The following is a 12004-nucleotide window of genomic DNA, read 5'->3' on the forward strand; positions in this document are numbered from 1 at the left end:
GAAAACGCTCTACCTGTTTGTTTTTACGCATTTTCCGAACGTAAAACCGCTAAGCACTTTTACTGGAAATGCTCTAGCCTTCAGTGGGCGAGAACCGCGAGCAGCAGCAGCGCCACAATATTAGTGATCTTGATCGCGGGGTTGACGGCGGGACCGGCGGTATCCTTGTAGGGATCGCCGACCGTATCGCCCGTCACCGACGCCTTGTGGGCATCCGACCCCTTGACGTGGCGCACGCCGTCTTTGTCGATGAAACCGTCTTCGAAGCTCTTCTTGGCATTGTCCCATGCGCCACCACCGGAGGTCATGGAAATCGCCACGAACAGGCCATTGATGATGACACCGAGCAGCGATGCGCCAAGCGCCGCGAAGGCCGACGCCTTGGAGCCGGAAATAGCCAGCACGCCGAAATAAACGACGAGCGGCGCCAGAACCGGCAGGAGCGACGGGATGACCATTTCCTTGATTGCCGCCCTGGTCAGCAGGTCCACGGCTTTGCCGTAATCAGGCTTTTCCGTTCCGGCCATGATGCCGGGCTTTTCGCGGAACTGGCGGCGTACTTCCTCAACGATCGAGCTTGCCGCCTTGCCCACCGCCGTCATGGCGATACCGCCAAAGAGATAGGGAATGAGGCCGCCGAACAGCAGGCCCGCAACCACGTAAGGATTGGCGAGGCTGAAGGAAATCTCGCCTATATCCTTGAAATAGGGATAGGTCTCGCCATTGGCGGCGAAATAGGAGAGGTCATTGGCATAAGCGGCGAACAGCACCAGCGCGCCGAGACCGGCGGAGCCGATGGCATACCCTTTGGTGACGGCCTTGGTAGTGTTGCCAACGGCGTCCAGCGCATCGGTCGCCTTGCGCACGTCAGGATCGAGACCGGCCATTTCAGCGATACCGCCGGCATTGTCCGTGACCGGGCCGAAGGCGTCGAGCGCCACGATCATGCCGGCGAGGCCGAGCATGGCGGTGACCGCGATGCCGGTGCCGAACAGGCCGCCAAGCTGATAGGTGCCGATGATGCCGCCGACGATGACGATGGCTGGCAGCGCCGTCGATTCCAGCGAGACCGCAAGGCCCTGGATGACGTTGGTGCCGTGGCCGGTGACCGAGGCCTGGGCGATTGAGTTGACCGGCCGCTTGTTGGTGCCGGTATAATATTCGGTGATAACGACGATCAGCGCCGTCACGACGAGGCCGACCAATCCGCAGAAGAAGAGGTTGGTGCCTGTGATTTCCATGCCGGCTACCGTGCCGACCGTTCCCCAGCCGACCGTCGCATGAGTGGCGACCGCAAGACCGGCGACTGAGAAGACACCGGTAGCGATGAGGCCCTTGTAGAGCGCCCCCATGATGGAATTGTTGGTACCAAGCTTGACGAAGAAGGTGCCGGCAATCGAGGTCAGGATGCAGGCGCCGCAGATCGCCAGCGGATAGACCATGGCGCTTTCCAAAATCGGCGTTCCGGCAAAAAAGATTGCGGCGAGAACCATGGTCGCGACCACCGAGACGGCATAGGTCTCGAAGAGGTCGGCCGCCATGCCGGCGCAATCGCCGACATTGTCGCCGACATTGTCTGCAATGGTTGCCGGGTTGCGCGGATCGTCCTCCGGAATGCCGGCTTCGACCTTGCCGACGAGATCGCCGCCGACATCCGCACCCTTGGTGAAGATGCCGCCGCCGAGACGGGCGAAGATGGAGATCAGCGATGCGCCAAAGCCGAGCGACACCAGCGCGTCGATCACCTCACGCGATCCTGCAGGGTGGCCCATCACCGAGGTCAGGACGAAATAATAGATCGAGACGCCGAGCAGCGCGAGGCCCGCCACCAGCATGCCGGTGATAGCGCCCGATTTGAAGGCGATGTCGAGGCCGGCGCCAAGGCTGTGCGAGGCGGCCTGCGCGGTGCGCAGATTGGCGCGCACGGAGACATGCATGCCGACAAAACCGGCGACACCAGACAGAACCGCGCCGATGATGAAACCGATGGCAGCCATGGATGACAGAAGATACCAGGCCAGAACGGCGACGATCAGCCCGACGATGGCGATGGTGAGATATTGACGGGTGAGATAAGCCTGCGCACCTTCACGGATAAAACCTGCTATTTCACGCATACGCTCGTTGCCCTGATCGGCGTCGAGAACGCTCTTGGTCGCCCATACCGCGTAAACCACGGACAGGACACCGCATAAAATTACTATGGGTATTACGGTCATGCGCACTTACCTCCCAAAAGGCCGGGTCTCACTCCCTCCCCGGCGTGGCGAAACCTTGTGCAGGGAGATGCGGACGGCCTGTCCCAAATCCCGTCTTGGGCATTTGTTCCCCTCCCAGGAAAAATGTCCTCGCAGCGGAGATTGCGTTGGCGCGAGGTGTCGCGTCAAGCCCACAAATTTGCCTGAAACTTGAAAGGGGTAGAGTGTGGCGCGAGACTCAGGCCGCTTTTTTGCGACTTGTCAGGACGAGCGACAGGACAAGCAGCAGGCAAAGCCCGGCAACCGGCCAGATGACGAGGTTCATCACCGACCAGCCCCAGGCCGTAAACACCTTGCCGGAAGAGAAGGATGACAGGGCCACGGTGCCAAACAGAACGATATCGTGGAAGCCCTGCACCTTGTCCGCCTCATGCGGGCGATAACTTGACGTGATGATTGCGGTTGCGCCGATGAAGCCGAAATTCCAACCGAGGCCGAGCAGGATGAGCGCCGCCCAGAAATTCCACAGTTCGATGCCCATATGCGCGACGATAGCGCAGGCCATCAACACGATGAGGCCCGCCGCGACGATTTTTTCCGATCCGAATCGGGAAATCAGCATGCCGGTGAAGAAGCTCGGGCCGAACATGGCGAGAACGTGCCACTGGATGCCGAGCGTGGCGAGTTCCGTCGGGAAGCCACAGCCGACCACCATGGCGAGCGGTGCGCCGGTCATCATGAAGGTCATCAAGGCGTAGGAGCCTATGCCGCAGATCATGCCCGTGATGAAACGCTGCGTTCGGACGATTTCCGACAGCGGCCTTGGCGCCTCGGCGTGCGTGGCGGCAGCCTGGGGATCGGGCAGTTTCAAGAACGCCAAAATGACAATGGATAAAAGCCCCAGCGGAACGAGCGCGATAAAGGCCCCCGCAAAGGTGACCGGCGCAAGCAGGTCCTTGCCGAAAATCGCAAGCTGTGGTCCGACGATGGCCGAGATGATGCCGCCAGCCAGAATCCAGGAGATCGCTTTCGGTTTGTAGAAGGATGGCGAGGCGTCAGCTGCGGCGAAGCGGATTTTTTGCGTAAAGCCGCCGGAAATGCCGATCAGCAGCAGGCCGAGGGCAAACAGCCAGAAATCGGAGCGGAAGAGCGCGACCGCAGCAATGCCGCCGCCGACAGAGCACATCAGCGCCCCGACCATGAAGCCTGCCTTGCGGCCGAGGAAGCGTGATGCGGCCGCCACGCAGATCGCGCCAAGCGCAACGCCGATATTGAAGCCGGTGAGAGGCGCGGTCGCCAGCGACTTGTCCGCGCCGAGCAACTGATAGCCGGCAAGCGCGCCGACCGAAAAGCTTAAGGGCGCGGCCGATCCCATGATCGCCTGCGCCATGGTCAGGAGGAAGACATTGCGCTTCGCCTCGTCCAGTTGAACTTCAAGTCCGGGGACGGAAACCGCGCTCATCTCTTCCTCATTTGTTTTAGAGAATTTTCGCATTTCCGGACGGAAAAGCGGATTCCGTTTTTCCTGGAAATGCTCTCATTCAGCGTTTTGCCTCGCCGCGAACCTGTTTGGCAATGCGATCCAGAACCGCATTCACCAGCTTGGGCTCGTCATGCTCGAAGAAAGCACGGGCGATTTCCACATATTCCGTGACGATGACGGCAACCGGCACGTCCTTGCGCTCGAGAATCTCGAAGGTGCCGGCACGCAGTATGGCGCGCACGGTGGCATCGAGGCGCGACAGCGGCCAATCTTCCAGAAGGGCGGAGCGCACCAAGGGGTCGATCTTCGTCTGATCGCGGACGACGCCGGAAACAATCGAACGGAACCATGAAGGATCGGCCTTCAGGTAGGTATCGCCATCGACTTCCTGGCCGAGACGGTGCGCCTCGTATTCGGCCACAACTTCCATCACGCCGGTTCCGCCGACATCCATCTGGTACAGCGCCTGCACGGCCGCAAGGCGGGCCGCGCCGCGCTGGTTGGCGGGCTTTACCGAAGGCTGGCGCGGTTCGCCGCCGTTTTCAACATCCGACATGCGTTCAGCCACCCAGTTTTTTCTTCAGCTCGATCATCGTCAGAGCCGCACGGGCAGCAAAACCGCCCTTGTCCTTGTCGGAACGGCGCACGCGCGCCCATGCCTGCTCGTCATTTTCGACGGTGAGGATGCCATTGCCGATCGGCAACGATTCGCTGACAGCGAGATCCATCAGGGCGCGGGAGGATTCATTGGCGACGATATCGAAGTGATAGGTCTCACCACGAATGACCATGCCGAGTGCAACGAAACCGTCATACTCCGTGCCGTCATTGTCTGCGCCATCGAGCGCCATCGCGATGGCCGCGGGGATTTCAAGCGCGCCGGGAACGGTGATGACGTCATAGGTAGCGCCGGCTTCATCAAGCGCGAACTTCGCGCCTTCGAGAAGCGCGTCCGCCATATCGTCGTAAAAACGTGCTTCCACGATAAGAAGATGGGGTTGGGACATGATATTTTCCTGAAAAGCTTAACGCCGGATCATACCGGCTTTTGCGGCGGTCAAACCACGGCTGGCCGTTTTTGGCAAGTAATTTCATGTGTCACCGGCGCAAGAGGCCGCGTTTACGGGGCATTTGGCCGGGTTTCACGTCTTCCGGCGCGGCTCCACGACAATCAGGTTTTCTGGAAGGCGAGATGGACGCCAAGCCCCATCAGCACCGTCCCGGCAACGCGGCGGGCAAGCACCTGCACCGCGCTGGTTTGCGCCGCCGCATAGAGCATGGCCGGACCGGGGATTGGGAGCCTGGACACGTCTTTATAACGTTTACGCTCCAATCGGAAGCAGGGTGTCGGACAAGAATTGATCTGCCGTGACGTCCGCTGACTCATCCTCCTCAGTTTAAGCCGACGGAAATTCCGCAAGCCTTGCGGCGTAACGCGCCATGGTGTCGACTTCGAAATTCACGAAATCGCCTGGCTGGCGTTCACCCCAGGTGGTGACGGTGAGCGTGTGGCGGATCAGCAGCACGTCGAAATCAGTGCCGTCTACGGCGTTGACGGTCAGCGAGGTGCCATCCAGCGCGATGGAGCCCTTGGGCGCCACGAATTTCGCCAGATGTTCCGGCGCGCGCAGGCGGATGCGCACCGCTTCGCCTTCCTGCTCCACGGACAGGATTTCCGCCTTGCCGTCGACATGGCCGGAGACGATGTGGCCGCCCAGCTCGTCGCCGATCTTCAGCGCCCGTTCCAGATTGACGTGGGTACCCTTTTGCCAGCCGGCAATCGTTGTCAGGCGCAGCGCCTCTTCCCAGGCCTCGACCTCGTACCAGCGCTCATTGCTGCCGTCCTCCGGCAGTTTCGTCACCGTCAGGCAGACGCCGCCATGGGAAATGGACGCGCCCATATCGATGGTCTTGGGATCGTAATTGGTCGCCACCCGCAGACGCACGCCTTCGGCAAGGGCTTCCAGCTCGGAAACGGTTCCGACGTCGGTGACAATTCCGGTAAACATCAAATCGGCCTTTCATAATCGAAGCAGCGATCCGGCCCGTAGGCGGTCTCGCTGACCAGAGCATAGTCGCCCGGAATATCGGCACGGTTGAGCGGCGTTTCAATGCCGCCCTCACCGATCATGACCGGGCTTTCGAACAGCATGATACGGTCCACCAGCCCCGCTTCAAGGAATGATTTTGCTGCAAAAGCGCCGCCTTCGACCAGAAGTTCCGACATGCTGCTTTCGGCGAGGATGTGGAGGAGGCTTTCGAGCGACGAAGCTTCGAGGATCTGGACGCCGGCATTGGTGAGAAGTTGGCGGCGGCGGTCGCGGCTACCCCCCTCTGCCCTGCCGGGCATCTCCCCCTCAAGGGGGGAGATCGATGGGGCGCTGCCTTGCCCGACCTTGAAGGTTGACGAATGAGAGGTGGAGTCGAAATTTAAGCGAGCGGCCAGCCCCTTGCCGATCTCCCCCCTTGAGGGGGAGATGCCCGGCAGGGCGGAGGGGGGTAACGCCGCAACGATCACCGGCACCTCCCGCACTGTCTTCACCAGCTTCGATGTCATCGGCAACTCAAACTGGCGATCCAGCACGATGCGAACCGGCGAACGATCCTCGAGACCAGCTATTCGGACCGTCAGTTCGGGATCATCCGCAATGGCGGTCCTGATACCAACGAGAATGCAATCGCAACGCGCGCGCAGTTGATGCACGGCATGGCGAGCCTCGGGACCGGTGATCGCCACCTGCCCCTCGCCTTTCCTGCCGATCATGCCATCGGCGGAAACGGCAAGCTTCAGAATCACATGCGGGCGTTTTTTCACCTGACGTGTGAGGTAACCGGCCAGCGCCCTCTTACCCTCATCCCGCAACAGGCCGGTTTCCACCACAATGCCGGCATCCCGTAAAATCGCATAACCACGGCCGGAAACACGCTCGTCCGGATCATCCACCGCCACCACGACGCGGGCGACGCCGTATTCCACCAGGGCATTGGCGCAGGGCGGCGTCTTGCCCCAGTGCGAGCAAGGTTCGAGCGTCACATAGGCGGTGGCGCCGCGCGCCGCCTCCCCGGCGATTTCCAGCGCCTGCCGTTCGGCATGCGGGCGGCCGCCTATGGCGGTCACGGCTTCGGCGATGATTTGCCCCTCTTTGACGAGCACGCAGCCGACGGAGGGATTGGTAAGCGTCTGGCCCTGATGGCGAAGCGAAACCTCGATTGCCCGGGCCATGAATCTTTCGTCATCGGCACGGGTGGTCACGGCTAGACTCCGGCGTCCGTATCGCGGGCGATCTTGGCGTTGATTTCGGCAATCACGTTTTCGAAATCCTCGGCATGGCTGAAATCGCGATAGACCGAGGCGTAACGCACGAAGGCCACGTCATCGAGGCTCTTCAGCGCTTCGAGAACCTGCAGGCCGATTTCTTCCGAGGGGATTTCCGTCTCGCCGGAACTTTCCAGACGGCGAGCAATGCCGGAGACGGCGCGCTCGATCCTGTCGCGGTCAACCGGGCGTTTGCGCAGCGCGATCTCGAAGGAGCGCACCAGCTTTTCCCGGTCGAAAGGCAGCTTGCGGCCGCTTTTCTTGATGACCATCAGCTCGCGCAGTTGCACGCGCTCATAGGTCGTAAAGCGGCCGCCGCAATCCGGGCAGATGCGCCGCCGGCGGATGGAGGTATTATCCTCCGCCGGACGCGAGTCCTTGACCTGTGTGTCTTCGGAACCGCAGAATGGGCAGCGCATCGTTTTTCTTCCTTACATGTACGGGTACATCGGGAAACGGTCGGTCAGGCCGACGACCTTTTCACGCACGGCAGCCTCGACGGCGGCGTTGCCCTCATCCGAATTGGCGACCTTCAGACCATCGAGAACCTCGACGATCAGCTTGCCGATTTCGCGGAACTCCGCTTCCTTGAAACCGCGCGTCGTGCCGGCCGGCGTGCCAAGACGGACACCTGAGGTGACGAAAGGCTTTTCAGGATCGAAAGGAATGCCGTTCTTGTTGCAGGTGATGTAGGCGCGGCCGAGAGCTGCTTCCGCGCGCTTACCCGTGGCGTTCTTCTTGCGAAGATCAACCAGCATCAGGTGGTTGTCCGTGCCGCCGGAAACGACATCCAGACCGCCTTCGACCAGCGTTTCGGCCAGCGCCTTGGCGTTCTTCACAACCTGTGCGGCATAGTCCTTGAATTCCGGCTGAAGCGCTTCACCGAAGGCAACAGCCTTGGCGGCGATGACGTGCATCAGCGGGCCACCCTGGAGGCCGGGGAAGACGGCGGAGTTGAACTTCTTGGCCAGATCCTCGTCATTGGTGAGGATCATGCCGCCGCGCGGGCCGCGCAGCGACTTGTGCGTGGTGGTCGTCGCAACATGGCAATGCGGGAATGGCGACGGATGCTGGCCGCCTGCGACGAGACCGGCGATGTGGGCCATATCGACCATCAGGTAAGCGCCGACTTCATCGGCGATCTCGCGGAAGCGCTTCCAGTCCCAGACGCGGGAATAAGCGGTGCCGCCAGCAAGAATGAGCTTCGGCTTATGTTCCTTGGCCTTGCGCTCCACCTCGTCCATGTCGAGCAGGTTATCGCCTTCGCGCACGCCGTAGGACACGACGTTGAACCATTTGCCGGACATGTTGACCGGCGAACCATGCGTCAGGTGGCCTCCCGAGTTCAGATCAAGGCCCATGAAGGTATCGCCCGGCTGCAACAGCGCGAGGAACACGGCCTGATTCATCTGCGAACCGGAGTTCGGCTGGACGTTGGCAAAGTTGACGCCGAACAGCTTCTTGGCGCGTTCGATTGCGAGTTCTTCAGCGATGTCGACGAACTGGCAGCCGCCGTAATAACGCTTGCCCGGATAACCTTCCGCATATTTGTTCGTCATGATCGAACCCTGCGCTTCGAGCACAGCGCGGGAAACGATATTTTCCGATGCGATCAGTTCGATCTCGTGGCGCTGGCGACCCAGTTCCTTCTCGATCGCGCCGAAAATATCCGGATCGGCTTCGGCAAGCGGGCGGGAGAAGAAAGCATCTGTGTTCGACATGATGAAGGCTCCTGAAACAGTAATGCGATGGCGTCTTAGCGCCCTGCCCGGACAAGAGCAATACGGGCAGCGAGATTTGCCCGTCAAACTGCGACGTTGGGGCGAAAAGTGACGGTTGTTCTGAGGAAAAACAGGCGGCGACGGAAAATACAGGCGGCGCTTCGATGATGCGCGGCCAAGCCACACACTCGCGTCATCCTCGGGCCTGTCCCGAGGATCTGCAACGCTTCTATTTTACGCTAGGTGATTGGATCCTCGGGACAAGCCCGAGGATGACGGCGGAGGGGTTGGCCGCTTCCCGGCGACCACCTCTCCCCTGGCTCACAATTCCAAGCTGACGGCGAAAAGGACGATCAGTTGCGCGGCAGGAGGTCGTCGTCCACCGCGCCGGCCGGCTGTTCCATGCCTGCCGTGGTGTTGAGCGCCAGTTCGGCATTGCCGTCCTTGCCATAGATGTCGTCGCGGAACTGAACAACGCCGTCCTTCGCCGACCATGCGGTGATGTAGACGAAATAAACCGGAACTTCCTGAGCGAGCTTTATCGGCGTGTTGACGCGGGTGGCGATGACACGTTCCATCTCCTGACGCGACCAGCCGGGCGTGTCGCGCAGCAGCCAGCTCGTCAGGTCGCGCACGTTCTGCACGCGCACACAGCCGGAGGATTCGAAACGCATCAGCTTGTTGAACAGGCCCTGCTGCGGCGTGTCGTGCATATATTCGTTATTGGGATTGTGGAAATTGATCTTCGTGGACGACATGGCGTTGATCTTGCCGGGGTCCTGACGGAACATCAGGTTCGGAGCCTTCGGCGCGAACCAGTCGACTGCGGTTGGCGAAACTTCCTGTCCCTTGCCGTCGATGAGGCGGATATTGTTCCGCTCCAGATAGGTCGGGTCCTTCTGCATCAGCGGCACGATGTCCTTTTCAACGATCGAGCGCGGTGCAGTCCAGTAAGGGTTCAGGATGACTTCGTAAATTTTGGAATTGATCACATGGGTCGGACGGCTGGCGCGACCGACGACGGCCGTGTTGCGCAACACGACGCGTTCATTCTCCACTGCCTCGATGGCGGCAGCCGGGATATTCACCATCAGGTGACGCTGGCCGAGATCGCCCGACATGGACTGGATGCGAACAAGGTTGGTCTGTAGCTGCGCCAGACGAACCTGCGCGGAAACATTGAGCGCCTTCGTGGTGTATTCGCCGATGACGCCATCAGCCGGAAGACCGTGACGGGCCTGGAAACGCTTCAGCGCGCCATCGACATAGGAATCGAAGGCGCTGGAAATGCCGGCTTCACGCGGCAGGTCGCCGGACACCATCAGTCGCTGACGCAGCGCCTGCACGGAAGGATCGGAGACGCCGATCTGGAGACGCTGCTGCGACGCGGGCACTTCCGGCCAGCCGCCATTCTGCACTATCTGCTGATATTGCATGATCGCCTGCTGCATATAGACAGGCGCTTCGCGTCCAAGAACCGGATTGTTGGAAACGACACCCACGGCCGAACGCGACGTATTGGCGTCAAACTGGTCATCCCAGTTGCCGCGGCGCGAGGAGCCCATGAGATCGTTGAACGCGTTCTGCGCAAAAGCCGGCGCGGCAAGCGCGGCGGCGCCAACGGAAACGGCCGAACGCAGAAGCGTGCGGCGCGATACGGAATCGGAAACGGGTTTTTTTGTCATTCTACCTACCAGCCACTCTCTTCGGCATTATCAATAATGCCTAAATCAATATGATTAACAAACACGTACAACGTGTCTGCCGGCTGGTAGTACTCAACACCCGTCTGTTGGGCGCTATTGTCTGGCAGAACAGTCGGCACTTGCCGCGACAGCAGGAGAAACAGCCGGCTCCTTCACCTTTGCCGGTCCCATATCAATATGGCCGATTCGTGTCACGGGCCTCACCTCACGAAGCTTTGTTCGCCTGAAAAACAGCGCGAAGGCTCGAACAGGGGTTATGCGTGACAGAGAAAACCGCGGAACGCGGAATCCGCAAGCCGGAAGCAAAATAATGCTCCCGGCTTAAACAGTGGAACCGTCTTGCGGTTACAGGCGGTAAGCGATCGAGTCGTTCCAGAAGCGATCGAGGCGCTGCAGCAGCTTGTTCATCTCGGAGAACTCGCCCGTGCCGATGCCGCCGACCTTTTCGATCGAGCCGACGTGGCGTTCATAAAGGCGGGCGACCGTTTCGGCGATTTCCTGGCCCTTTTCGGTCAGGCTGATGCGGACCGAGCGGCGGTCGACGCGAGAACGCTGGTGGTTGATGAGACCGAGATCGACCAGCTTCTTGACGTTGTAGGAGACATTCGAGCCGAGGTAATAACCACGCGAACGAAGCTCGCCGGCCGTCAGTTCGGAATTGCCGATGTTGAACAGCAGCAGGGCCTGAACGGCGTTGACGTCATCGCGACCCTGACGGTCGAACTCGTCCTTGATGACATCGAGGAGGCGGCGGTGGAGGCGTTCCACCAGGTGCAGCGACTCCATGTAGAGCGAGCGGATGGTATCTTCATGTGCATCGGCAACAACGGCCTGCGGCTTAACTTTGCTATTGATCATGACTGCCTCACTGTTTTGTTTGGCGGTGTGTTTGTTTGTCTCCCGCCTTGAGTGAGAACCTAATCAATGCGCATAAAATTCTACTTAAAAGCTACGATTAACAAATGGTTACCTGCATTTTCTCCAGAGAGCCCGACTTACGGCGAAGCGGGAATGCTTGGGGGCAGCCCTTTATAAATCAACAGCTTAGCGATGAAATGCGGCCCGAAATCAGGCCGAATTGCTTTATTCTTATGGTAAATCAATTCTTGCGCGCTCTTCATTCTGGCGCTGATCCAGCCAGAAAGCGACCAGGAATAGTATATAAATGGTTGCCACAAGGCCGTGCATGACGGGTACGAGCGTGTTGGCGCCGAAGATATGCGGCCACACCTTATACATGGCGATCTGCGCACCCGCGCCCATGACCCACATGACCGCGCCCCAGGAGGCTCCGAGCCATAGACCGAGTGCTGCAACGGGGAAAATAACGGCCAGCGCACTGCCAGCCACGCGCCAGGGCAGGTTCAGCATATCGAACCGCCCATGGCCGCCAAGCGAATAACCTGTCAGCATCGCCCAATATTGCAGGCCGAACCAGAAACAGGAAACCGCAACCAGCCTCATGAAGACCAGAAAGAGGATTTCCGCGAGCGGGCGTTTCGGCAGAGGTTGAGAATCAGGTTCCATGGCCGGAAGATACGGTCTCGACGAACGGGCGACCAGCCCATATTGAATCTCGC

At 60.1% G+C, this 12004-nt stretch carries 11 protein-coding genes and 1 pseudogene; all 12 read right to left on the reverse strand.

Annotated features, from left to right (window positions below):
* Window positions 1-80 precede the first annotated feature (80 nt).
* On the reverse strand, window positions 81-2219 hold the full coding sequence (locus AGR1_RS07690; RefSeq protein ID WP_149146614.1) for a sodium-translocating pyrophosphatase: 2139 nt from the start codon (window positions 2217-2219) through the stop codon (window positions 81-83).
* A 217-nt stretch (window positions 2220-2436) separates the two neighbouring features.
* Window positions 2437-3660: an MFS transporter gene (locus AGR1_RS07695; RefSeq protein WP_149146615.1), complete on the reverse strand. Its 1224-nt coding sequence runs from the start codon at window positions 3658-3660 to the stop codon at window positions 2437-2439.
* Window positions 3661-3739: 79 nt separating this feature from the next.
* Window positions 3740-4237 carry a transcription antitermination factor NusB gene (gene nusB, locus AGR1_RS07700; RefSeq protein WP_010971444.1) on the reverse strand — a complete coding sequence of 166 codons (498 nt, stop codon included), beginning with the start codon at window positions 4235-4237 and terminating at the stop codon, window positions 3740-3742.
* A gap of 4 nt (window positions 4238-4241) precedes the next feature.
* Window positions 4242-4688 (reverse strand): 6,7-dimethyl-8-ribityllumazine synthase, encoded by a 447-nt coding sequence (ribH, locus tag AGR1_RS07705; RefSeq protein ID WP_077982966.1) that lies wholly within the window; start codon window positions 4686-4688, stop codon window positions 4242-4244.
* A 164-nt stretch (window positions 4689-4852) separates the two neighbouring features.
* A pseudogene (locus tag AGR1_RS07710) lies at window positions 4853-4942 on the reverse strand (LysE family translocator); the annotation flags it as partial.
* 136 nt (window positions 4943-5078) lie between these two features.
* On the reverse strand, window positions 5079-5690 hold the full coding sequence (locus tag AGR1_RS07715; protein WP_149146616.1) for a riboflavin synthase: 612 nt from the start codon (window positions 5688-5690) through the stop codon (window positions 5079-5081).
* On the reverse strand, window positions 5690-6934 hold the full coding sequence (gene ribD, locus AGR1_RS07720) for a bifunctional diaminohydroxyphosphoribosylaminopyrimidine deaminase/5-amino-6-(5-phosphoribosylamino)uracil reductase RibD (RefSeq protein WP_149146617.1): 1245 nt from the start codon (window positions 6932-6934) through the stop codon (window positions 5690-5692). Before ribD ends, AGR1_RS07715 begins: the two co-directional genes overlap by 1 nt.
* A gap of 2 nt (window positions 6935-6936) precedes the next feature.
* Window positions 6937-7416, reverse strand: a complete 480-nt coding sequence (nrdR, locus tag AGR1_RS07725) for a transcriptional regulator NrdR (protein ID WP_006312828.1) — start codon at window positions 7414-7416, stop codon at window positions 6937-6939.
* 12 nt (window positions 7417-7428) lie between these two features.
* A complete protein-coding gene (glyA, locus tag AGR1_RS07730; protein ID WP_149146618.1) occupies window positions 7429-8718 on the reverse strand; it encodes a serine hydroxymethyltransferase in 1290 nt (429 codons plus the stop codon).
* 353 nt (window positions 8719-9071) lie between these two features.
* Window positions 9072-10403, reverse strand: a complete 1332-nt coding sequence (locus AGR1_RS07735) for a murein L,D-transpeptidase (RefSeq protein ID WP_080790949.1) — start codon at window positions 10401-10403, stop codon at window positions 9072-9074.
* Between the two features lie 366 nt (window positions 10404-10769).
* Window positions 10770-11279: a MarR family winged helix-turn-helix transcriptional regulator gene (locus AGR1_RS07740; RefSeq protein ID WP_026363448.1), complete on the reverse strand. Its 510-nt coding sequence runs from the start codon at window positions 11277-11279 to the stop codon at window positions 10770-10772.
* Between the two features lie 234 nt (window positions 11280-11513).
* On the reverse strand, window positions 11514-11951 hold the full coding sequence (locus AGR1_RS07745; RefSeq protein WP_003502204.1) for a DUF6163 family protein: 438 nt from the start codon (window positions 11949-11951) through the stop codon (window positions 11514-11516).
* Between the last annotated feature and the right edge of the window lie 53 nt (window positions 11952-12004).

The sequence above is a fragment of the Agrobacterium sp. B1(2019) genome (assembly GCF_008274755.1).
GTDB classification, from domain to species: domain Bacteria; phylum Pseudomonadota; class Alphaproteobacteria; order Rhizobiales; family Rhizobiaceae; genus Agrobacterium; species Agrobacterium salinitolerans.